The sequence below is a fragment of the Candidatus Methylopumilus universalis genome (genome assembly GCF_006365315.1).
GTDB classification, from domain to species: Bacteria; Pseudomonadota; Gammaproteobacteria; order Burkholderiales; family Methylophilaceae; genus Methylopumilus; species Methylopumilus universalis.
This window is the reverse complement of record NZ_CP040968.1, coordinates 33949-58669: the sequence shown is the minus strand read 5'-3', so window position 1 is coordinate 58669 and position 24721 is coordinate 33949. Positions and strand designations below refer to the sequence as shown.

The window sequence follows — 24721 nt, the reverse complement described above, 5'->3', positions numbered from 1 at the left end:
CATCCAATAAAAAAGCCGACGCATCTTCCTTTAAAGAAGGATTGCAATCGGCTTCAAAACTTACGAATCAATAAATCTCTTAAACTAATTAATTTAAATAGTTAAAAAATTATTTACGTAAACCAAGGCGTTCAATCAATGATTGATAACGGCCTAAACTCTTACCTTTAAGGTAATCTAATAATTTTCTACGTTGACTTACAAGCGCTAAAAGTCCACGACGTGAGTGATGGTCTTTTGCATTGGTTTTGAAATGGTCTGTTAAATAACCAATACGACTTGTGATAAGTGCAACTTGCACTTCTGGGGATCCTGTATCGTTCTTTGCCTGTTGATATTCACTTACAACTTTGGCTCTTTCTGCTGCTGTTGATGCCATTTAATCTTCTCTCCTCATTCAGAACCGCGTATTTTAATTGTATTCTTTTGATTTAACAATATGTTTTTTATAATATATTTGCGATTAAGCGCTTAGGAAAAAGACGTCCTTGAAGGTCGGGCTGACCCACTCCTACAAACTGGCCTGAAACGCTGTATAAACGTAACTCTTCTTCATTTTTACTTATAAAATCAATGCTTTGCCCTTTTTTAATCAATTCTGTTTCAGCTGAAGTTAGTTCAATCGATGGTAGGCCTTCTAATAGAGCGTCTATGGGCAAAAGTACTTTTTCTCGAGATATCGAGTCCATAGCTTCAAGTGCTTCAATCGTCAGAGCCTCTGTCAATTGAAAATTGGCCGTTTGGGTGCGTTCCAAACCTTTTAAATGGGCACCACATCCAAGTGCGTGCCCTATATCTTCTGCCAAAGTTCGAATGTAAGTGCCCTTGCTGCAAGAAACCTCAATCGTCATGACGCTGCCTTGAAATTCCATAAGCCCGATGTCATAAATGGTAATTTGTCGAGATTTGCGCTCAATTTCAATACCTTGCCTTGCATACTCGTAGAGAGGTCTGCCTTCGAATTTCAATGCAGAATACATCGGGGGTATTTGTGTAATATCACCTATAAATTTTTGCAGTGTTTCTTTTAATTGAGCTTCATTGAAGACAGCTTCTTTTTTTGAAATCACTTCTCCTTCTTGATCGCCTGTCGTAGTTGTCACACCTAATTGAACTGTAGCGATATAAGTTTTATTAGCATTAAGAAGGCGATGTGAAAATTTTGTAGCCTCACCTAAGCAAATAGGGAGCAGCCCTGAGGCCATAGGATCAAGCGTGCCTGTGTGTCCTGCTTTTTTTGCGTTCAATAACCATTGAATTTTTTTTAAGGCTTGATTGGATGAAAATCCAAGTGGCTTATTAAGTAAAAAAACGCCATCAATCTCGCGCTTCGTGGACTTCTTTTGCATGGAAATAAATTACTGAGGAGGCAGTGCGTCTTTGATGAGCTGTGAAATCTTCATCCCCTCATCAATCGACGTATCATACACAAAATGAAGTTGTGGAATGCCGCGTGTTGCCATCCGTTTTGATAATTGCGCACGTAAATAACCTGTCGAGCGATCGAGGCCTTGCATGATTAAAGGATCATTAGTAGGGGAAGTAAAATATATTTTAGCGTGGAGTAAATCAGGGGTAACTTGCACTTCAGTAATAGTCAACATTCCCACTGCAGGATCTTTTAATTCTGACTGAATAAGCTCTGCGAGTTCGCGCTTGATTTGTTCTGAAATGCGATCACTTCTCGCATAAGAGCGATTCACCATGGTTAAAGTTTACGCGCGATCTCAACAACTTCAAATACTTCGAGCATATCGCCCACTTCAATTTCATTAAAGTTTTTAATAGAGAGTCCGCACTCAAAATTATTTTTAACTTCTTTGACATCGTCTTTGAAGCGTTTTAATGAATCAAGTTCGCCCGAATGAATCACGACATTATCTCTTAAGACACGCACCATTGAGCTTCTTCGAATCACACCATCTTGAACATAACAACCGGCAATAGAGCCCAGTTTAGAAATTTTAAATACTTCACGAATTTCAACCATGCCGATGACGCTTTCTTTTTGCTCCGGCGATAACAATCCGCCAAGGGCCGCTTTCACTTGATCGACAGCTTCGTAAATAATACTGTAATAGTGCACATCGACTTCAAGTGAATCTATTAATTTACGGGCACCTGCTTCCGCTCTTACATTAAATGCAATGAGAATGGCTTTCGATGCACTCGCTAAGTTCACGTCAGATTCAGTCACTGCACCCACACCCATGTGAATGACATTTACTTTAACTTCGTCAGTAGATAATTTTTGTAATGATGTAGATAACGCTTCGTAAGAACCTTGAACATCAGATTTAATAATGAGCGGTAAAACTTTTACGTTACCCTCAGCCATTTGATCAAATATATTTGCAAGTTTTGCAGCTTGTTGTTTTGCTAACTTCACATCTCTAAATTTACCTTGACGGAATAGAGCAATTTCACGGGCTTTGCGCTCATCATTTAGCACAACGACTTCTTCCCCTGCATTCGGCACATCTGCTAAACCTAATACTTCAACAGGGATAGAAGGTCCTGCTTCTTTAATTTCTTTACCCGTCTCATCAAGCATCGCACGAATACGGCCAAAAGCTGATCCCGCTAACAATGTATCGCCACGTTTTAATGTACCTGACTGAATAAGAATCGTTGCTACAGGGCCTCGACCTTTATCTAAACGGCCTTCAATGACAATACCTTTGGCAGGCGTATTTTTAGGTGCTTTTAATTCAAGCACTTCAGCTTGAAGAAGCACTGATTCAAGAAGTTTATCGATACCTTGTCCTGATTTTGCTGAAACTTCCACAAACATAGTGTCACCACCAAAATCTTCGGGCACCACTTCTTGCGCTACAAGTTCCATTTTTACGCGCTCAGGCGCGGCTTCAGGTTTATCAATTTTATTGATTGCAACCACTAGAGGCACATTGCCTGCTTTTGCATGATGAATTGCTTCAATGGTTTGTGGCATCACGCCGTCATCTGCTGCTACCACTAGAATCACAATGTCGGTAGCCTTAGCGCCGCGAGCCCGCATTGCAGTGAAAGCCTCATGGCCTGGTGTATCTAAAAAGGTCACCATACCGCGGGGTGTTTCTACATGGTACGCACCTATATGTTGTGTAATGCCGCCTGCTTCACCAGAAGCCACACGTGTCGTTCTAATATAATCAAGCAATGATGTTTTACCGTGATCCACGTGACCCATGACAGTGACCACTGGCGGACGTGTTTCGAATATAGCTTCTATGTTTGAATCTTGCTCGATCAGCGCGTCAGGATCGTTATCTAAGGCTGCAACGGGAGTGTGTCCCATTTCACCTACTACAATCATTCCAGTGTCTTGATCTAAAATTTGATTAATGGTCACCATCATGCCCATATTCATAAGTACTTTAATGACTTCAGTGGCTTTCACTGACATCTTATGTGCTAAGTCAGCAACCGAAATCGTTTCCGGCACATGAATGTCTCGAATAATCGGTTCAGTAGGCGCTACAAAAGTTGATTCTTCATTCTCTTCGCGAGATTTTGATTTTGATTTAGGTGAGCGCCATCCTGAGGAAGCGCTGGAGTCACCACGGCCTTTAAGCGTACGTTTTTTAAATTCACGATCGGACCAATCTTTTTCACTCTTATCTACTTGCTTTTCTTTGGTCTCAACTTTAACCCCTGCTTTAGAAGCGGGGCGATGAAGTGTGCCTTCACTTAATTTAGCTGCCGGGGCCTCATTCGCTTTCGCAACTGCTTCTTGTTTTTTTCTAATATCATCGGCTTGAGCTGCTGCAAGTGCTGCATGTCGCTTAGCTTCATCTTCTCTAATTGATAACTGTTCCTCACCAAGCACGTGTGTTCTTGTTGGAGCTTTAGCGACTGTCTCAACGGGTGCAGATTCCACAATAGTTGGTGTATCGACAGGTTGCCCATCTTCTCGTCTGACGAGAACACGTTTTTTGCGAACTTCAACTTGAATGGTGCGAGCACGTCCTGTGCTATCCGTTTTTTTAATCTCTTTATTTTGTTTGTGCGTTAAAGTGATTTTATTTTTTGGCACTTGAGTTTGGCCATGCTCTTTACGAAGATATTCGAGAAGCGCTGATTTATCTATTTCACTTAATGAATCTTCTGCTACTGATTTATTGACGCCAGCACTTTTAAGCTGTTCGATTAATAAATCAACAGGCAAACCTAATTCTTCAGCAAATTTAGTGACAGTTGATTGTCCCATTTAGTACCTCATAATATTCATCGTAGGGTGAATGTGCCTTTAAACAAACCAAGGCGCTCTAGCAGTCATGATTAACTGTTTCGCACGCTCTTCATCCATTGAAGTCATTTCAACCAATTCATCTACAGCAAGATCTGCAAGATCTTCCATTTTCGAAATACCTTTTGAAGCCAGAAGGTTAGCCGTCGCGTCATCCATGCCTTCCATCGTGAGAAGGTCTTCTGCCGCCTCTTCAACTTTTTCTTCTTTAGCAATCGCTTCAGTGAGAAGCGCCGCTCTCGCGCGCGAACGAAGTTCATTCACTGTGTCTTCGTCGAATGCTTCAATCTCCACCATCTCTTGTAATGGCACATAAGCAATTTCTTCTAGCGTGCTAAATCCTTCTTGCACAAGAATGTCAGCCACATCTTCATCCACATCAAGTTTCGCCATAAATAATTGGCTCGTACTTGCATATTCTTCTTCATTTTTCTTAGAAGATTCTTCTTCTGTCAGAATATTGATATTCCAACCTGTGAGCTCAGACGCAAGACGAACGTTTTGTCCATTTCGCCCAATCGCTTGCGCTAAATTTTCTTCATTCACCACAACATCCATACTGTGTTTTTCTTCATCAACCACAATACTTGAGACTTCAGCCGGCGCCATCGCATTGATGACAAACTGTGCTGGCTCCATGGACCATAAAACAATATCCACTCGCTCTCCTGCAAGCTCGCCTGTCACTGCTTGAACTCTTGATCCTCGCATGCCCACACAAGTGCCTACTGGATCAATTCTTTGATCGTTTGCTTTCACAGCAATTTTTGAACGCAATCCTGGATCACGAGATGCAGATTTGATTTCTAATAATCCCTCTTCAATTTCTGGCACTTCAAGTTCAAATAAACGCACAAGAAATTCAGGTGCTGTTCTAGATAAAATAAGCTGTGGTCCGCGATGACTTCTTTCAACGCTTGTCAGATAAGCTCTCACACGGTCGCCGATACGTAAATTTTCTTTAGGAATCATTTGATCGCGAGGAAGTACCGCTTCAATACGACCCACTTCAATGATGCCATTACCTCGATCCATACGTTTGATCACACCAGTCACTAATTTTTCATTGCGACCTAAGAAATCTTCTAAAATTTGTTCTCTTTCCGCTTCGCGTACTTTTTGCAAGATGACTTGTTTTGCAGCTTGTGCACCGATTCGTCCAAACTCAATCGATTCGAGAGGAACTTCAATCGTATCGTTTTCAGCTTTGCCTTCAGCGCGAGGATCTAAAAGAGAAATTTGAGCATCTTCATTTTCAATGAGCTCATCATTTAAAAACGTCCAACGTCTAAAAGATTTATATTCGCCTGTGTCACGATCGATTTCTACGCGCACATCAATATCTTCTGTATTTTTTTTCTTTGTAGCTGAAGCCAAGGCTGATTCAAGCGCCTCAAAGACCACATCTTTGTTCACATTTTTTTCATGGGCTAAAGCATCTACTAACAATAAAATCTCGCGACTCATTTCAATCTCCGCAACTCATTTTCTAACGTTTAAATTCTGGGCTCAATCGAGCTTTATCAATATTGGATAAAGCGAAGCGATAGAGCTCACCCTCGCACAATAAAAGAACAGTATCTTTTTCTGTTCCATCAATCGTGCCTAAAAAATTTTTACGCGCATCCAAAGGCATTCTAAGTTTCACAGAAGCTCGCTCACCTTTAAAGCGTTCAAAATCAGCTAATTTCTTTAACACGCGATCCATACCAGGGGATGACACCTCTAGTCGGTCGTAATCTAAATCCTGCTCTACGGTAAGAACGTGACCTAAATGGTTGCTCACTAAAGTGCAATCATCAATCGTCACTGAATCAGGCTTATCAATATAAACACGCAAAAGCTTTCCTCGATTTGAAATCTCCAAATCTACCAATTCATAGCCGAGCTGCTGAACGGTTTTTTCAATTAATGTTTCAAGCTTTTCCATCTTACAAGGCTGATTTCCTAAAATTCCCCAAGTTGCAGAAACAAAAAATGGGCTTAAAGCCCATCAATATTTTCATGCCGAATTATATCAATAAATTCAGATAATTGAAATCAAAACTTCATTCAAAATCAATATGATCCATCACATTAAAGAACTTTAATCTTCGCGAATTTTCGCTTGCCCACCTGGGCCACAAATTCACTATTTTTAGAAATCATTTTTTTACCATCTTCAAGACGCTCTCCGTCAATTTTGATACCGCCGCCCTCGATGAGGCGCATAGCTTCTGATGTACTCGCCACAAGCAAGGCCTCTTTAAGAAGCTGCAAAATGCCAATCGTATCTGCTTGAATCGTAATATTTACCTCAGGGACATTGTCTGGAATGCCTCCTTTAGAGCGTGTCTGGAAATTTTCTAAGGCCTCAATAGCCGCCTCTTTTGAATGAAAGCGCGCTACAATTTCTTGAGCAAAAGTGACTTTAATATCGCGAGGATTTTGGCCCGCCTTGACATTCGCTTTCCATCCAGCAATCTCATCCATTGATGCAAAAGAAAGTAGCTCTATATATCGCCACATTAATTCATCTGAAATGGACATAATTTTTGCGAAAATTATTTCAGGCGCTTCATTAATCCCGATGTAGTTACCCAGCGATTTAGACATTTTTTGAACGCCATCCAAGCCTTCGAGAAGGGGCATGGTAATCACACACTGAGGGGATTGACCTGATTGCTTTTGTAACTCCCGCCCCATTAATAAATTAAATTTTTGATCAGTACCGCCTAACTCCACGTCTGCTTTCAATGCGACAGAGTCATAGCCCTGAAGAAGAGGGTAAAGAAACTCATGGATAGCAATAGGTTGATTGTTTTTATATCGCTTACTAAAATCATCGCGCTCTAACATACGAGCAACGGTATGACTTGCAGCTAATTTGAGCATGCCGGCTGCGCCTAAATCAGTCAGCCACTCTGAATTAAAAACGACCTCGGTTTGATCGCGCTTTAATATTTTAAAAACTTGCTCAGCATAGCTCTCAGCATTTTTTTTCACTTCATCTTGAGACAAAGGAGGGCGTGTTGCACTTTTGCCTGTCGGGTCACCAATCATGCCCGTGAAGTCGCCAATTAAAAATAAAATGTGATGGCCTAAGTCCTGAAATTGTCTGAGTTTATTTAATAAAACGGTATGGCCTAAATGAAGATCAGGGGCTGTAGGATCAAAGCCCGCCTTCACTCTTAAAGGCTGACCTTTTTTAAGTTTTTCGAGAAGCTCTTCTTCTAGAAGAATTTCTTCGGCGCCTCGTTTAATGAGTGCTAACGCTTGATTGATTTCAGTAGCCACAAATATTTCCGAATGGTTTTATTGAAGTTTAATGATTGCCATCATTTTAGCCTAAATTATTTTACCAATATGGAAAATAGCGGAAATAAACCATTTACAATCCTACACATGAATGAATTATTTATAGGTCTTATGTCTGGCACCAGCCTTGATGGGATGGATGCTGTGCTTGTTAGTTTTGGTGACTCACCTCAAGACATCAAAATGATGGGTCATAGTTATGTCGCCTACGAAGATACATTGAAAAAAAGCCTTCTAGGGCTTCATTTGCCATATACCAATGAGCTCGAAGATAGCCTCATTGCAGGCAATATAGTGAGCCAAAAAGCCTATCAAGCTATTGAAGCTTTGCTTAAAAAAACAGGTACTTCATCCAAAGATATCAAAGCGATTGGGTTTCATGGACAAACCATTCGCCATCAGCCACAAAAAGGCTTCACCTTGCAAATTGGAAATCCTGCGCTCTTAGCTGAGCTTTGCCATATCAATGTGATTGCGGATTTTCGAAGCCGAGATATTGCAGCAGGGGGACAAGGCGCTCCCTTAGTACCCGCATTTCATAAAGAAATTTTTTCGCACCCAACGATTCATCGCGCGATTGTAAATATCGGTGGGATTGCGAATATCACCATATTAAATCCCGAAACTTCCACATCAGGCTTTGATAGTGGGCCTGGCAATATTTTATTAGATCACTGGAGTCAAACGCATCTGCATAAAGCATTTGATGAAGATGGTTCTTGGGCAAGGGAAGGTCAGCTTATTCAAACGCTCCTTGATGCATTTTTTAATGATACTTACTTTGAAAAAAATGCGCCTAAAAGCACAGGTCGTGATCACTTTAATGAAGCTTGGCTCAATAAACACTTACAAAAATCTTATTCCATTCAAGATATCCAAAGAACGCTATTAGAACTAACCGCATTGAGTATTTCAAACGCCATAAAAACACATAACGCAAATATCTCAGAAATTTATCTCTGTGGCGGTGGTGCTTTAAATAGTTTCTTAGTTGAGCGATTAAAGTCATTAATGCCTCAAGTAAAAATTCAACTCACGGATACTCTTGGCCTATCGACTCAACATGTAGAGGCCGCGGCATTTGCATGGCTTGCGAAACAAACACTGTTTTCAAAACCAGGTAACTTACCTCAAGTTACTGGCGCTAAAGGCTTGCGCATTTTAGGTGCACTTTATCCCACATAAAGATAGCGCTAGCAAAAGTGTTCTGAGAAGTTATAATTCATTAATAATTAATTTTATTTTTCAAAAATGAAATCAACTAAAGTCATATTAAACTTCGATCAAGAATCAACATCCATAGAATTGCCTTTGGTAAAAAGTACTATGGGTAACGATGCGATTGATATTCGTCAATTAGGGACTCATCAAGTATTTAGTTATGACCCTGGTTTTATGTCGACGGCTTCGTGTAGCTCTGAAATCACTTTTATTGATGGCGAAAAAGGCCTTCTTCTTTATCGTGGTTATCCTATTGAACAACTTGCAGAACATTATGATTTTTTAGATGTGGCTTATCTCTTGTTGCACGGTGAATTGCCAAAGCCTCAAGAAAAAGAAACATTTTCGACCACCATTACACGCCATACAATGCTCCACGATCAACTCAATAATATTTTTCGTGGGTTTAGACGTGATGCGCATCCTATGGCAGTCATGGTCGGCGTCGTAGGTTCTATGTCTGCATTCTATAATGATAGTATGGATGTCTCAGACGCCAAGCATCGTTTAATTGCAGCGCACCAATTATTAGCAAAGGTTCCTACGATAGCAGCATGGAGTTTCAAATATCGTTCAGGACAACCATTTACCTACCCGCAAAATCATTTAAGTTATGCAGAGAATTTTATGCACATGATGTTTGCAACGCCATGTGAAGAATACAAAATTAACCCAGTACTTGCTAAAGCGTTTGAGCGCATTTTAATTCTTCATGCAGACCATGAACAAAATGCATCAACTTCCACAGTGAGACTCGCGGGCTCTTCAGGGGCTAATCCTTTCGCATGTATCGCTGCAGGTATTGCATCTCTTTGGGGTCCAGCGCACGGTGGCGCAAATGAAGCTACTTTGAAAATGCTCGAAGAAATTGAGGATGAAAGTCGTATTGGTGCATTCATCAAACGTGCAAAAGATAAAGATGACTCATTCCGTATGATGGGGTTTGGCCATCGCATTTATCGCAACAAAGATCCTCGTGCAGAAATCATGCGCAAAACCTGCCATGAAGTGCTAAATGAACTTGGTTTAAAAGATGATCCTATTTTCAAGCTTGCAATGAAGTTAGAACAAATTGCACTTGAGGATGAATACTTCATTGAGAAAAAACTTTATCCGAATGTGGATTTTTATTCTGGCATTGTGATGCGAGCTATGGGTATTCCTAATTCGATGTTTACTGCCGTATTTGCCCTTGCAAGAACAGCAGGCTGGGTCGCTCAATGGAATGAAATGTTAGGGCAGCCTGGCAATAAAATTGGCAGACCACGCCAAGTTTACACAGGTAAAGCTCGGCGCGACGTTCCTAAGAGTAAGTAGTTTTAAGCTGAGAAGGAAGAACCGCAACCGCATGTTGTTTGTGCGTTTGGATTCTTAATAACGAATTGTGAGCCTTGAACACTGTCTTGATAGTCGATTTCAGCACCCATTAAATATTGCAAACTCATAGGATCAATGAGCAAAGTCACTGAATCTTTTGTGACTTGCGTATCATCTTCATTTGTAGTTTCTTCAAATGTAAATCCATATTGAAATCCTGAACATCCGCCACCGCTTACGAATACACGAAGCTTCAGCTCTGGCTGGCCCTCTTCTTCAATCAATGCCTTCACCTTTTTTACAGCATTATCTGTAAAAATAAGTGGGGTCGGCATTTCCATTTCTTTTGATTCAACGATTTGATTCATATTATTGACTCCTCATTATTTCTTTTTTTGTGACTGATAATCTTTAGCTACTTCTTTAAGCCGTCCATACACTTTAGCACCTGCGTGAATTTCTATCACCTTATATTCGATATCACCCATGATTCTAGCATTTGCATGAAGCTCTAAATATTCAGCACATATAATATTACCGTTCACGTCTCCGCCAATAATTGCCGTATGTGCAGAAATATTTCCCTTAATGCGGCTTTTATTACCCATAATAAGAGTACCTGCTGTGCCTGGAAGTTCAGTGAGGTTGCCTTGAATTGAACCATCCACACGAATACCACCTGAATACGTCACATTGCCGCGTACCGAAATGTCTTTATCAATAAGTGTATCAATCGTACGCGCTTTATTTTTTTTATTAAAAAACATGAAATATCCTTTATCGTTTCTTGCCTACAATTTTTTCGTAAAAAAGAATGTCTTCTTTTAGCTTATTGTTTTCTTCTTGAAGCTTAGAAATATCGCCTGAAACTTTATCGCCTGAAATCGATTTGAGCTGGATCTCAATTTTTTGTTGCAACAACTGGCCTTGTATAGATTGATTTTCTGCTTCTAATGCTTCAATTTTTGAAATAAAGCCAATCACTGAACCGCCATTTAACTCCCAATAAGTAAATCCTGCGCCGCCTATAAATGAGAATGCTGCAATCATCAAATAGGTGTGCCAAGAAGCGCCTGTTTTAATACGCATTCTTCGACGGGTGATACCAAAATATTTGGTATAGGTTCGCTTAACTTTTCTCATAGAAACAACACTTTATGGCATCAAGGGCACAAGATCAAGTCCAGAAATCTCTGGAAAATCAAACATTAGATTCATGTTCTGAACAGCCTGTCCTGCCGCGCCTTTCACGAGATTATCAATGACAGATAAAATCACAACCTTATGGCTTCCTTGCGGCTGATGGATACTAATGCGACATTGATTTGAGCCTCTTACAGATCTTGTTTCTGGATGAGACCCTTTTGGCATAACGTCTACAAAAGACTCGTTTTTATATCTTGATTCAAAAAGTGCTTGTATATCTGTTTTTTTAGTAAGCGTTGCATAAAGTGTCGCGTGAATACCTCTAATCATAGGCGTTAAATGAGGTACAAAAGTTAAATGCACTGCTTGATTCGCAACACTGCTGAGTCCTTGCGTGATTTCGGGTAAATGTCTATGCCCCTCAACTCCGTATGCTTTAAAGTTATCAGAAGCTTCCGCCATCAATGCATGGACTTCAGCTTTTCTGCCAGCTCCAGATACGCCTGATTTCGCATCTGCAATTAAATCATCAAGATCAATCACTCCTGATTCAATTAATGGGATAAATCCCAATTGAATGGCTGTGGGATAACAGCCCGGATTAGCCACAAGTGATGCCTTTTTAATCTTTTCTCTATTCATCTCCGGCAGGCCGTAAACAGCTTCTTTAAGTAGATCGCTACATGAATGCGGCATGTTATACCACTTTTCCCAGACGTTAGCGTCTTTTAGCCTAAAATCAGCTGCCAAATCGATCACTTTTACCCCAGCTTTAAGAAGTGCTGGTACTTCTTGCATGGCAATACCATTAGGCGTTGCAAAAAAAACGAGATCACAATTCGTTAAATTAGCTGCCTTCGGATCTTCAAATTTAAGATCAATGAGACCTCTCAAGCTTGGAAATAAGGTCGCAATCGATAAACCAGCCTCTGCTCTAGATGTCACAGCCTGAATCGTCACATGAGGATGTTTAACTAGAATTCTTAATAGCTCAACGCCGGTATAACCAGTCGCACCGACCACACCTACTTTAATCTTGGACTTATTACTCATCACTTGGCACCTTTAATTTAAAAGAAGTTTTAATCCTTAAAAACCATACTAACAAAATTTATTTAACTCTATATAACAAAAAAGCCGCTTGAAAGCGGCCTTTTTGCTCTTTGGAACTTGAAACAATTAACGTTTCGAGAATTGTTTACGTCTACGAGCTTTTCGAAGACCCACTTTTTTACGCTCAACTTCGCGTGCATCACGTGTTACAAAACCAGCTTGTGAAAGCGTGCTTTTTAAATTTGTATCATAGTCAATCAATGCACGTGTAATGCCATGACGCACGGCGCCTGCTTGACCAGATTCACCGCCACCAATAACGTTCACATTGATATCAAATGTGCTTAACGTGTTGGTTAAGTCGAGTGGTTGGCGAAAAATCATACGGGAGGTATAACGTGAAAAATATTCATCCGCAGGTTTGTCGTTCACAGTGATTACGCCTTTACCTGGCTTCATGAACACGCGAGCTACTGAGCTCTTTCTGCGACCTGTTCCGTAATTGTATTTACCTATCATAGTGTTTCCTTAACTATATGCTTAATGGTTGTGGTTGTTGTGCCACATGATCATGGGTTGGGCCTGTATAGACTTTCATCTTTTTAATCATGGCATAACCCAAAGGTCCTTTTGGTAACATTCCCTTCACTGCCTTTTCTAAAGCGCGGCCTGGAAAACGGTCTTGCATCTTAGAGAAGTTCGTTGTTGAAATGCCGCCTGGATAACCTGAATGGCGATGGTAAAGTTTTCCGTCACCTTTGTTACCCGTTACTTTAATCTTTTCCGCGTTGATCACAACAATGTAATCACCCGTATCTACGTGCGGCGTATAAATGGCTTTATGTTTGCCACGTAATCGATGTGCAATCGCACTTGCTAATCTACCCAATACTGCGTCAGTTCCGTCTACAACGAACCAATCGTGTTTTACTTCATGGGATTTTGCTGAAAATGTCTTCATTTCAATACCAACTTTTGCGCTATAAATTTAAAAAAAGAGGTGAATTCTATGCCAAAACTGCCTATTTTGTCAATTTTATTAATGATTTAGTTCACATGAAGATAGTGAAAAAATATCCCTAAAAAGACAAACGCACCTAGATAGTTATTGCTTAAAAATGCATCAAAACAGGCTTTTGGATTAAGTGTCAGGATTTGACGATAAAGAAGCCCAATAAAAATGAGGCTTAACCCTATAAATCCATAAAAAGGCCAGCCAAAATTTTCTAACTGCCCCACCCAAATCAAGCACCCCATCATACAGGTATAACAGAACATGATGGCTTCTTTCACATATGCCCCAAACCAAATAGCAGAAGAACGAATGCCAATTTTTAAATCGTCGTTTTTATCTGTCACCGCATAAAGCGTATCGTAAGCAATCGCCCAAAATACATTAGCTAAAAATAGAGGCCATGTTGTTATAGATAAGGAAATATCATTTGCGACAAAGGCGATAGGAATACCCATACCAAAACTTAATCCCAAATAGGCTTGTGGCATGACAAAAAATCTTTTTGTGAGTGGATAAGTGAGCGCTAAAAATAAAGCAACTAATGAAAAGTAAAATGCATTTTTATTTAAAAATAAAACGCATATCAGCGCACCTAATAACAAAGTAATCAATAAAAAAAATGCGTTTTTAACTGGGATGGATTGATTAGCTAAGGGTCTTAATTTTGTGCGCGCAACATGAAAATCAAATTTGCGATCGAGAATATCATTCGCAACACATCCTGCTGAACGCATCAGCACAGTACCTAAAATAAAAATAGTAAGGTGTTGAATACTTGGATTGCCATGGCTTGCTATGAAGAGTGCCCATAAAGTTGGCCATAACAATAAGAAAATACCTATAGGCTTATCAAGGCGCATTAAACGCAAATAATGAAACATATTTACTACCGATTTATTTTTGAGATAAAGCTAAGTGTATCGAAATTTAGAAGCTAGCAACCGCCCTTAACCAAAAAATATCCTTATAAAGCGTGCCATCTTGATCTTTGCCAGTATCCTGAACACGATTAGGGTTCGTTCCATCTCGTTTAGCATAAGTAAAAATTACATTCGTCTTAAGAGGTCCTCGCCATGTGAACTCTAATCCATATCCTTTTAGTTTATAGGTATTCAAGGCATTAATGACTACACCCGATGCATCAAAGTTGTCTATATTTTGACGCACATAACCTTCGTCATAAAAAATAGAGCCTGAGAAATTAAAAGGTAAATCTTTTTTAAGCTCGAGATTTAATAAGTAGCCCTCACTCCCAGATCCTTCACTCGAAGGGTAAGCGCGAACGCCAGTGGGACCTCCTAAATAAAATTTTTGTGATGAGTCAAGATTGTGATCAGTCAATTGCCCTGATCCTTTAATGACGAACGTGTAATCATTTTTTAAAAATTGATCTCGTCTAAAACTCAATTGCGCGCGATTAAAAATGCCATGTGTGTGGCTATTAGAAATATCTGTTACATAATTTGGTGAAGTTTTAAGATCATTCTTGCCGTGATCAAATATGAATTTCGCGTTATTTGTTGCGCCATCCAGAAGCCATTGATCTACAAAGTCTCCTGATAAACTCGCTGAAAAAATACGTGTGAAATAATCGCTTACCACTTCAGTATTGGTATTATTTTTAAAAGCTTTAGTATCATAATCAAAATCAAGATTTAAATTTTTATCTCTTGATCGATAAATAGGGTAACTTGCCTCAAGACCAAACCCAGCTAAATGGCCATTGGGCTCTAGAGATTTAAATTCATTTGTAATAACTTTATATTCTAGGTACGTAGCGTTCGATCCAATTCTTAAACCATTATTACCAACAGGCATTGAATAATTGAGTCTCATGTATTCTGTGCCTGCTGTTTTTAAAATAGTCGCGTTTAAATCATCGCCTAATCTTAATGGGTTTAATAAATTAGCTGAGACTAAAACTCGTTCATAGCCTGTTGCTCTTGAACCATAATTATCTGCCAATATTGAGGTATTAAATCTTGCTCTATTTTCAATTTGCACTTCTACATCTGTATGCCCCACTTCTTGTCCTGGTTTTAAGTTGGCCCCCACACCTATGCCAGGCAAATCATTTGCCAATAGCACGCCTCGCTCGAGACGCTTTAAGTCTAATGGGCCATTTACTTTTGAAGATGGATAAACAATATCCATCACGCGACTCTCTCTCACATAAGGCTTCTCATCGTTACCCATAGGCAAATAAGTAGTACCACCAAAATGGGCCTCTAAAATATTAACTTGAATAATACCGTCAGTAATATTTTGTTCAGGCAATGTAGCTTGTGCTAAATAACCTTTTCGTTCATATAAGAGACTAATTGAGACGACAGCTTGATTAATTTCATCGAAAGTTAATTCAGTGCCTATATATTTTTTTACAAAACTTTCTAAGTCTTCCGTGGCAATAATCTTATTACCATTAAATACAAAACTTGTAACTTTGACTTTTTCGCCCTCTTTTAGAGGGGGCTTTTCTTCTTTTTTCTCAATCAGTTTAGGAACTTTAGGCCGTTCTATTTCTTGTATGCGTTCAATTTGACGCAGAGTATCTCCTGCGTCTGTTCCAGTATTTGGCGTTACTGCATAAGCAATAGAAAATAATGCATTTAAAACAACATAAATGAGTAATAAAAAATAAGAATACAATTTAATCAAAATTGGATTTTAGTCCTTGAAGTAGCAGTCTTATTCATCTTTAGGTTGGCGAATAAATGCATTGCCAGCACCTGGTTGTGAAAAATTATTTGTGATCACTGGCGCACCAATATTATTCGATAATCCATCTACATAAACTTCACCAATGTTAATGGAAGGTTTGAGTGAGCCACCTGATTGAATAGGTAAAGAGAAAGTAGATTTAGGCATAGCGATGTCTTTAATAATTTTCGATCCGATTCCTGCATCAAACTTTACGCGTCCAGCATTATTGGTGCCTGCTGAACCCCCCGATCCCGAGACGGTTGCCACAAAATTAGGGTCAATGGTCTTGTCGATTGTTTTCGTCACTGTCAGTAACTGGTCAGCCGATAAGCCCTTGATTGTTTGCGTGTCTGATGTCACTTTAAATCCTGGAATATTGATTGTAGAAGTGTTTGCTCCTCCTGAGGTTGCGCTATATCCATAAATATTAATATTTCCAGAAACAGTGGCAGGCTGATTGGTCGCAAAATCAAGTGTTTTGCCTGTGAATGTTTGGTCGCCTGTTGTTTTAAAAGCTCCATTCACATTGACTGTACCCGAATAATTAGATGATGTATCTATAGTTGTGGGAAGTGTGCCATAAACTGAGCCGGAGGCTGAAGGTTGATACATAGCGGTTGTTTCCATACCAGCCAATGCTTTTACTTGGCCCACATTTCCATTAAAGGTAATCATTGGCGTGTTGTTAATGCTCGTTGTTACTGCTCTTGTATTTAATGTATGAGTGTTTGCTACCGTATCGTTGATCGTGCCATTAAAAGTTGTCGAAGGGGAAGTGCCAACTGCCAACACAGTTCTAGTTGTGCCGTTCGTACCATTGTCACCTATATTAATAGCACCATTAAATGTTTGTGAACCGCCTGTAATGTCATTATTCAAATTGATTGTATCGCCAGTAATTGTGACAGATGATGGATTGAGAGAGCTCGTTCCTGTAAGAGTTGTTGGGTCTGCCCCAATGAGACCATTAAGAGTTACCGTTTTGCCTGTTGCATCAATCGTGAGCGAACCATTGTTTGAACTTTGAACAGTGCTGTTTAATGTTATGTCACCTAAACTCTTAATTGTAGTATTTCCAGCTAGGGTAATATTTCCAGACGTGCTTGCTACACTTGTGCTTGAATTATAGAGAGCGCCTAAACTGCTTACCCCAGTTCCATTTAAACTTAAATTATTAGCAACTGCTGTTTGTCCGTTTAAGTCAAGCGAAGCACCAGAAGATACAGTTGCATTGCTTGTGCCCAATCCGGCAACTGAGCCAAGTTTAATCGTACCGTTACTAATCGTAGTTCCACCAGAATAAGTATTTGAACCTGAGAGAGTCAATATGCCTGTGCCCGTTTTACTTAAAGCTCCTGTGCCACTCATTACACCTGAATAAGTTGTGCTGTTGTTATTAGAGCCTGTGGTAATTGTATTAACTCCTAAAGCAATATTGCCGGCACCCGAAATTGAACCAAAAGTTCGATTTGCAGATAACGTTAAATTACCACCTGATGCAACACTCAGTGCCATAGAGCCTGTATTTGAAAGTGCTGTTGTATCCGATAACGTATACGATGCACTGCCTCCAATATTTAAAGCAGTTGAACTTGCAGCAGCTCCACTTCCGCTAAAAGTTAAATTGCCTCCGTTGATATTGGTTGCACCGCTATAAGTATTATTTGCTGTTAAATTTAATGAGCCAGATCCTGCAGAATCACTAACTGTTAAGCTTCCACCAGAACTATTTAAGGCTGTTGCCCAAGTGATCGCTTGACCATTCACATCAACCGAATATTGTTGGTTAGCTGTTGTACTAAATTTACTTGAATAATCTGTTTTATTCGCTGCGATGTATTTTAAAGATCCACCATTAAAAACAATAGTTCCGCCGCTATTTCCAAATGAAGATGAATTTGCATAAGTTAACGCACCATTATTAATGGTGCTTCGTGCAAACCAATTTGTATCAGTATTAGAAAGAGTGGTAGTACCACTACCCTGTTGTATAAAATAATTTGTATCCCAATTTCCCCATTGCGCTAGTTGTCGATCAAATGCTACGTCATCTGAACGATTAATCTTTAATGTGGACTTAAACGCATTAATATATGCCGTGTTGTTAATGCTTCCTGTTGTACCGCCATTCCCGAGAGATAAAGTTGAGCCAATATACAAGTTTGTGTAGCCGGTATAATCGTTATCTCCAGTGAATGTTACATCTGTACCACCTTCAAGTTGTACCACACCTGCACCGCTAATTCTATTTGCAATAGTCACTGCATCGGAGCGATTAAAGTAAAGTGTTCCTGCATTCACAATACGACTTGAGCTATTAAGACTTCCTGTAGTTGAGGCGTTACCAATATAAAGATTCGCACCACTATTAATATTTGTATCTCCGGTATAAGTATTTGTACCAGTTAAGTAAAGATTTCCTCCCCCTACTGTCATACCTCCTGTGCCGCTTATAGCAGAAGCATAAGTGCCGCCCGAATTCAACGTTAATGCTGCATTATTAACAATGTTTCCACCTACTAAACCGTCGATTGTTAATCGGCCTTGATTAATCGTTGTAGTGCCTGTAAATGAACTTGAATTACTAATCGTTGTACTGCCTATACCATTTTTATTTAAATAACCGTTGCCTGATACGCTTGCGAATGATTGATTTCCAGAATATCCCAATGAGAGAATTGAATTATTGTTAATAATAAAACTATTGCCACTATTTCCTTGGCCAGTAATTGCTAACGCACCATTATTAATGGTGCTTCGTGCAAACCAATTTGTATCAGTATTAGAAAGAGTGGTAGTACCACTACCCTGTTGTATAAAATAATTTGTATCCCAATTTCCCCATTGCGCTAGTTGTCGATCAAATGCTACGTCATCTGAACGATTAATCTTTAATGTGGACTTAAACGCATTAATATATGCCGTGTTGTTAATGCTTCCTGTTGTACCGCCATTCCCGAGAGATAAAGTTGAGCCAATATACAAGTTTGTGTAGCCGGTATAATCGTTATCTCCAGTGAATGTTACATCTGTACCACCTTCAAGTTGTACCACACCTGCACCGCTAATTCTATTTGCAATAGTCACTGCATCGGAGCGATTAAAGTAAAGTGTTCCTGCATTCACAATACGACTTGAGCTATTAAGACTTCCTGTAGTTGAGGCGTTACCAATATAAAGATTCGCACCACTATTAATATTTGTATCTCCGGTATAAGTATTTGTACCAGTTAAGTAAAGATTTCCTCCCCCTACTGTCATACCTCCTGTGCCGCTTATAGCAGAAGCATAAGTGCCGCCCGAATTCAACGTTAATGCTGCATTATTAACAATGTTTCCACCTACTAAACCGTCGATTGTTAATCGGCCTTGATTAATCGTTGTAGTGCCTGTAAATGAACTTGAATTACTAATCGTTAAAGTGCCTGCACCATCTTTAGTGAAGTTACCTGAGCCTGTAATAATGTTGCCACTGCTTGTTCCGGTATTGGTAATACTTAAATCGCCTCCATTAAGCGTAAGTGTTTGACCTGAAAAATTCGTAGATATTCCATCAAGGGTGATTCCGAGTTTGCCAGCACCAGATCCAGAAATTGCTGCATTAATGTTAATTGTTCCGCCAGTTAATGAAAGTGTCGCATCACCTCCGGTTGTTTTGCTGATTGCCGAACTTAAGGTAAGTGTGCCTGCTGCGTTACTGCCGGTTGAAATAGATACATTCGTTCCAGCATTAAGCGAAGTATTTATATTAGACGCCAAAATATAAGATGAAGTACCCGGTACAAAATCATTACTGTATGCAGTGCCACTCGAAGAAGTTCCAATAACAACATCATAAGGGTCAATTAGCCAAGTACCTGACGATCCTTGAGTAGCTGAAGCGCTTATTTTAATCCCGTCTAAATAAACTTGATGCCCAGATGTTTCAATTTTTCCTCCATCACCACCATACAATCCACCCTTAGCTTCAAGAGTTCCTTGAACATTCGTTAAACTATTTTTATTTGTAATGTCAGACCAAATGACAATTGTTCCGCCATCACCTTTACCAGTCGCGTTTGCTTGGATTAAAGCTAAATCTGCTACAGAGGTTTTTAGGGCCTGCATGAATGTTGGATTTGAATTTTGCCAAGAGCCGCCAATGAGAATTTCACCACCACCAAACAATCCATTGGCTAATGTTTGTGAACCGTTATTTAAATTAATAGTGTCAGCTAATAATAAAATCTGCCCACCTTGCTTTACTAATTGTGTTGCATTACTACCCGCATTTAATAAACCATTCTGATTGATTAGACTTCCAGCAATAGTATTGATTGCATTAGCTGAGAGAATAATGCGACCACCTTCCACTTCAACGGCATAATTATTTTCAATTAAACTTTTTATGGTTGACGGATCGCTAGTGATGCTTCCTAAGTGATGGTCACTATCAAAATTTAAAGTAATCTTTTCTCCTGATGCCATTACCACCGTGCCCATTTTGGCAATGAGTAATCCTGAGTTTCTAACTTCAGGGGCAAGCAGCGCAATATAACTATCAAAATTAGCCGTGATTGACCCATCGTTAATAATACTTCCAGTGGATCCCTTTCGATCAAAGGTCATGAGGCCCTTCATAAAATCATCATTAGAGATGCTATGAGTCGTAGCTGTTATTGCACCTACATTCAGTGACGATCCTTTTCCGAAATAAATCCCTGCAGGATTCATGAGAATGACCTCGCCATTAGCATTAATTTTTCCGAAGATTTGGCTCGGACTTTGATTATTAACTCGATTCAATATAGATGCATTTGCATTAGGCTGATTAAAATTAACCGTTGCATCAGATCCAACATTAAAAGAATTCCAATTAACTACAGCACGCTGCGATGCCTGATTCACATTCATTACTGACGATTGAAGATTCTGATTTGTATCAATCGTGACATTACCAATAACAACATCAGCGCCTTTTGGCAATTCGGTGCTTAGCGGATTTGCAAAAAGATGAAGCGGTGTAAAAAGCGAAATGACGCTTGATAAGAAAATAAATTTTTTAAATTTGAAATGCTGCGTAATAAAAATAATTAAGCTTTCAGTCCCTTTTGGAGAAGCTGAGGATGAATTCGACAGACGTGATTTATTTTTTTCGTGGCAAACAACGAAAGTATTCGAATTTAAATTCAATTTAATTCTAAATATTTTATTCATATTTAGATAAGCAAAAAGTTGATATTACGTTGATTTTACATGGATTTAATCTAAATTTACATGGTCACTTCATATATCAATTATGGCTTACAAAAATATGTAAGCTATCGGGGAAAATACACAAAAAACGTGCAAAAATTATTCGAGTTTGAATGAAATTGGAACTAAAACAGTAAAGTTTTTACTTCTAAGCGCCTCGGGAGGCTGTGGGAAAGGGGATGCTCTTTTTATCATTTCAAGCGCTTCTTGATCTAGCACGTCATAACCACTACTTTTTTTAATTTGGGAATAAATCACTGTGCCTTGAGGATTTAATTGCAGTTCAATAATAATCAATCCTTGCCAGCCGCGCATTTGAGCAATTTTTGGATACTGTTTATATTTCGCAATGGCTGCTGCCAATAAACTACTGTAATCATTGGTTGCTTCAGTTACTTTATCCGGCGAAGGGGCATTTACTGTTTTTGTCTCTTGTGGAGCATCAGCAGCTTTTGTAATTACCCGCGTTGGGTTAGCTTCGGGCTTTGGGTTTGTTTCAGTTACCTGCTCCTCTTTTGGTTTAACTGAAACTTGCGGTTTACTTAAAGGGACTGTCGTTGGCGTTTTGTCAGGGATGGGAAGTGGTTCCTTTTTAATTTCCGGCTTAGGTGGCTCTGGCTTTTTTACTTCAGGCTTTGGCGATTCTGGAGATTTCTCTTTTTCTGGGCTTGGTTTATTTTCTGTTGATTTAGGCTCAGCCAAGCTTACCTGCATAGGTGGTGGCATCTTCAAATCATGATTATTCATTTTTGGTAACAGAAGAAAAAGGACCAAAAGATGAACAAGAATCGATAGAGCAATTGCACGCGGCAAGTCAAATTCACGATAAAAAAAGGCGGGAGATTTCAATGGCTTATAGCTTTAAAAATTAGTCGAAGAGTTTAGTAATTAAAAAATTATAGCCTAAAACATTAAGCTCTCAGTAATTTCATCTTTAATTGAAAAGATTTGGCAAAAATACCTCGATGAGCAAAAGTACTTTACCGTTTTTTTCCCATTCTGATTTTCTTAGCCATATAGTTTCATGATCTAGCAAATCAAGTGATTTTAAATATGAATACAAATCATCAGGAGGCTCACATAACTTATAAAGCAGGGAGCGTCTTAAAATTAGATCATCTTTAAATAAAATATTTGCGAGTGAGTGTTGGCCAAGTGTTTTTAAACAACTCCAGACGCCATTAAGATCATTATCTTTTAATGAAGTTCTTGCAAAAATCATTGGCTTATTATGACTCTTAATAATGACTTCGCGGGTATAGTTAGATTTTTCTTCGGGAGCATTACCTTCATAGATCACATCAACTTTGACATCATTAAATTCTTTTTGTAATCGTTCTGTTAAAGAACCTTCTTCTGTCAACCATGAAAATTCGTTACCTTCAACTGTGGGTGATTTTAACCAAACCATTTTATACCTTCACCCTTTCATTCGCATGATTTAGCCAGCGCTTTAAATGAAGATAAGATGCTTCTGGATAATCTTCTAATAATTGATCAGCGATCGTTTTGGCTTCTTCTAATAATTTATAATCACGATTAAGATTTGCAATACGTAACATAGGCACGCCACTTTGACGCACCCCTAAAAACTCTCCAGGCCCTCTTATATTTAAATCTTCTTGGGCAATGATGAATCCATCCGTATTTTCAAAAATCACTTTGAGTCTTTGTCGTGCAAGCTCTGATAATTTTTTTTGAAATAATAATATACATGTACTTTTTAGTGAGCCACGTCCCACACGACCTCTAAGCTGATGTAATTGCGAAAGACCCATGCGCTCTGCATTTTCAATCACCATTAATGTGGCATTGGGCACATCAACACCTACTTCAATCACTGTAGTCGCTACCAATAATTGAATATCGCCCTTCACAAAATCAGACATGACTTTTTGTTTTTCTGATGACTTCATTCGCCCGTGGGCCAGGCCCACTTTCAAATCTTGAAAATGAGACTGCATATTTAAATATGTTTCTTCTGCGGTTTGAAGTTGTAATACTTCACTTTCTTCAATCAAAGGGCATACCCAGTAAACTTGAGCGCCTGTATGACATACCTCATGCACTCTTTTTAAAATTTCATCGCGTCGATCTTCTGAAAAAAGTTTTGTCACAATCGCTTCACGGCCTTTAGGCAATTCATCAATAATAGACACATCAAGATCTGCAAAATAACTCATAGAAAGTGTTCTAGGAATTGGTGTAGCACTCATCATCAATTGATGAGGTTCATTTGCTTTATCTAATTGACCTTTTTTTCGTAACGCCAATCTTTGCTCAACACCAAATCGATGCTGTTCATCAATAATACTTAAACCTAATTTATTAAAGATGACGTGCTCTTGAAAAAGTGCATGCGTGCCCACTACAATATGTGCTTCACCGGATTGCGTCATTTTTAATGAAATCTCACGATCTTTTTTGGACTGACTGCCTGTTAGCCATGCGACCTCTATGTCTAAAGGAGTTAGCCACTCGCAAAGTTTACGATAGTGTTGTTCCGCTAAAATTTCAGTAGGCGCCATAAAAGCAACCTGACTTCCATTCTCAACAACTTGCAGAGCTGCGATTGTTGCTACTACTGTTTTACCACTACCTACGTCACCCTGTAATAGCCTTTGCATCGGATAATTTCTTTCAAGATCATTTTTAATTTCTTGAATGACTTTTTTCTGCGCATCAGTTAAATCAAATTCGAGCTTATCCATAAAAATGGTTGTGAGTTTATTTTTAGCTTTTAATGGCATAGCTGAAAGTGCTCGTCTTATCAAATAATTAGATCTTAATGATAATTGTTGTGCTAAAAATTCATCAAAGATAATTCTTTGATAAGGCTTGCTTGTAAAAGCCTCATGACTTACAACTTCTTTAAAATCTTTTGGATGATGAATACTTTCTAAACTTTCATAAAGATTTGGTAAGTATAATTTCTCATAAATGGATGGTAAAAATAAATCTTTTAAATAAGTTTTTAAATCAAAGTGATGAAACAACTTATCAATCGCATCTTTGACTATTTTTTGTCCCACACCTGCAACTAATGAATAAATAGGCGTTAATGACTGAGGCAAGACATCGCTGTCTCTGATTAATTTACATTGTGGATGAATCATCTCGAATGCAAATAAATTATGACGAGCCTCTCCTAAAATACGAATGCGAGACCCTGGTTCAAATATTTTCATTTGACTTGGATAAAAATGTAAAAATCTAAGCTGCAAACTACCAGATGCATCTTTAACTTGTACTATAAGCATTTTTTTGGGCTTATAAACAATTTCAGCTCTGATAACTTCTGCTTCTATTTGAGATAGCTCACCCATTTGAATATCACGAATAGGTGTCACGATAGTTTCATCGATATAACGAATTGGAAGATGCATAGCTAAACTAAATACATCTTCAACGCCCAATTTTTTGAGCTTATTTAATACTGAAGGGGTAAAAAGCTTAAGCTCGGCTAGAGAAGTCAGATTGAAATA

21 protein-coding genes are annotated in these 24721 nt (G+C 39.0%); 2 read left to right on the top strand and 19 right to left on the bottom strand.

Features of this window, described 5'->3' with window-relative positions; genetic code table 11:
* Positions 1-109 precede the first annotated feature (109 nt).
* The 7 genes from rpsO to tyrS form a co-directional block, all read right to left on the bottom strand.
* Positions 110-379 (bottom strand): 30S ribosomal protein S15, encoded by a 270-nt coding sequence (gene rpsO, locus FIT79_RS00275; protein ID WP_046486665.1) that lies wholly within the window; start codon positions 377-379, stop codon positions 110-112.
* A gap of 67 nt (positions 380-446) precedes the next feature.
* Positions 447-1349 carry a tRNA pseudouridine(55) synthase TruB gene (truB, locus tag FIT79_RS00270; RefSeq protein ID WP_139870920.1) on the bottom strand — a complete coding sequence of 301 codons (903 nt, stop codon included), beginning with the start codon at positions 1347-1349 and terminating at the stop codon, positions 447-449.
* A gap of 9 nt (positions 1350-1358) precedes the next feature.
* Positions 1359-1706, bottom strand: a complete 348-nt coding sequence (rbfA, locus tag FIT79_RS00265) for a 30S ribosome-binding factor RbfA (protein WP_317615392.1) — start codon at positions 1704-1706, stop codon at positions 1359-1361.
* 2 nt (positions 1707-1708) lie between these two features.
* Complete coding sequence (gene infB / locus FIT79_RS00260; RefSeq protein ID WP_139866627.1) at positions 1709-4210, bottom strand: translation initiation factor IF-2; 2502 nt, start codon at positions 4208-4210, stop codon at positions 1709-1711.
* Between the two features lie 39 nt (positions 4211-4249).
* A complete protein-coding gene (gene nusA / locus FIT79_RS00255) occupies positions 4250-5716 on the bottom strand; it encodes a transcription termination factor NusA (RefSeq protein WP_139866625.1) in 1467 nt (488 codons plus the stop codon).
* Between the two features lie 22 nt (positions 5717-5738).
* Positions 5739-6179, bottom strand: coding sequence for a ribosome maturation factor RimP (gene rimP, locus FIT79_RS00250; RefSeq protein WP_139869909.1), 441 nt, complete (start codon positions 6177-6179; stop codon positions 5739-5741).
* A gap of 146 nt (positions 6180-6325) precedes the next feature.
* Entirely contained in the window at positions 6326-7525 is a 1200-nt protein-coding gene (gene tyrS / locus FIT79_RS00245; RefSeq protein WP_139875282.1) for a tyrosine--tRNA ligase, read from the bottom strand.
* Between the two features lie 108 nt (positions 7526-7633).
* Between tyrS and FIT79_RS00240 the strand changes: the two genes are divergently transcribed.
* Together FIT79_RS00240 and gltA are read left to right on the top strand one after the other, a co-directional pair.
* Positions 7634-8731, top strand: coding sequence for an anhydro-N-acetylmuramic acid kinase (locus tag FIT79_RS00240; RefSeq protein ID WP_139875281.1), 1098 nt, complete (start codon positions 7634-7636; stop codon positions 8729-8731).
* 66 nt (positions 8732-8797) lie between these two features.
* On the top strand, positions 8798-10084 hold the full coding sequence (gltA, locus tag FIT79_RS00235; protein WP_139875280.1) for a citrate synthase: 1287 nt from the start codon (positions 8798-8800) through the stop codon (positions 10082-10084).
* A 2-nt stretch (positions 10085-10086) separates the two neighbouring features.
* Here gltA and erpA read toward each other — a convergent pair whose 3' ends face one another.
* The 12 genes from erpA to recG all read right to left on the bottom strand — a co-directional run bounded on the left by erpA (position 10087) and on the right by recG (position 24712).
* Entirely contained in the window at positions 10087-10452 is a 366-nt protein-coding gene (gene erpA / locus FIT79_RS00230; protein ID WP_046486655.1) for an iron-sulfur cluster insertion protein ErpA, read from the bottom strand.
* Between the two features lie 15 nt (positions 10453-10467).
* Positions 10468-10851 carry a bactofilin family protein gene (locus FIT79_RS00225; protein WP_139866615.1) on the bottom strand — a complete coding sequence of 128 codons (384 nt, stop codon included), beginning with the start codon at positions 10849-10851 and terminating at the stop codon, positions 10468-10470.
* A gap of 10 nt (positions 10852-10861) precedes the next feature.
* Positions 10862-11227, bottom strand: coding sequence for a hypothetical protein (locus FIT79_RS00220; protein WP_139866612.1), 366 nt, complete (start codon positions 11225-11227; stop codon positions 10862-10864).
* A 12-nt stretch (positions 11228-11239) separates the two neighbouring features.
* Complete coding sequence (argC, locus tag FIT79_RS00215; RefSeq protein WP_139875279.1) at positions 11240-12283, bottom strand: N-acetyl-gamma-glutamyl-phosphate reductase; 1044 nt, start codon at positions 12281-12283, stop codon at positions 11240-11242.
* Between the two features lie 126 nt (positions 12284-12409).
* The gene (gene rpsI, locus FIT79_RS00210; RefSeq protein ID WP_046486649.1) at positions 12410-12802 is read right to left on the bottom strand and encodes a 30S ribosomal protein S9; all 393 of its coding nucleotides are present in this window, start codon (positions 12800-12802) and stop codon (positions 12410-12412) included.
* 13 nt (positions 12803-12815) lie between these two features.
* Positions 12816-13244, bottom strand: coding sequence for a 50S ribosomal protein L13 (gene rplM / locus FIT79_RS00205; protein WP_139866609.1), 429 nt, complete (start codon positions 13242-13244; stop codon positions 12816-12818).
* Between the two features lie 86 nt (positions 13245-13330).
* Complete coding sequence (gene ubiA / locus FIT79_RS00200; RefSeq protein ID WP_139875278.1) at positions 13331-14179, bottom strand: 4-hydroxybenzoate octaprenyltransferase; 849 nt, start codon at positions 14177-14179, stop codon at positions 13331-13333.
* A gap of 46 nt (positions 14180-14225) precedes the next feature.
* Positions 14226-15956 carry a ShlB/FhaC/HecB family hemolysin secretion/activation protein gene (locus tag FIT79_RS00195; protein ID WP_139875277.1) on the bottom strand — a complete coding sequence of 577 codons (1731 nt, stop codon included), beginning with the start codon at positions 15954-15956 and terminating at the stop codon, positions 14226-14228.
* A gap of 30 nt (positions 15957-15986) precedes the next feature.
* Positions 15987-21197, bottom strand: a complete 5211-nt coding sequence (locus tag FIT79_RS00190; RefSeq protein WP_139875276.1) for a beta strand repeat-containing protein — start codon at positions 21195-21197, stop codon at positions 15987-15989.
* Between the two features lie 138 nt (positions 21198-21335).
* Positions 21336-21983, bottom strand: coding sequence for an energy transducer TonB (locus tag FIT79_RS00185; protein ID WP_139875275.1), 648 nt, complete (start codon positions 21981-21983; stop codon positions 21336-21338).
* Between the two features lie 187 nt (positions 21984-22170).
* A complete protein-coding gene (locus FIT79_RS00180) occupies positions 22171-22647 on the bottom strand; it encodes a chorismate--pyruvate lyase family protein (protein ID WP_139875274.1) in 477 nt (158 codons plus the stop codon).
* Between the two features lies 1 nt (position 22648).
* Positions 22649-24712: an ATP-dependent DNA helicase RecG gene (recG, locus tag FIT79_RS00175; RefSeq protein ID WP_139875273.1), complete on the bottom strand. Its 2064-nt coding sequence runs from the start codon at positions 24710-24712 to the stop codon at positions 22649-22651.
* Between the last annotated feature and the right edge of the window lie 9 nt (positions 24713-24721).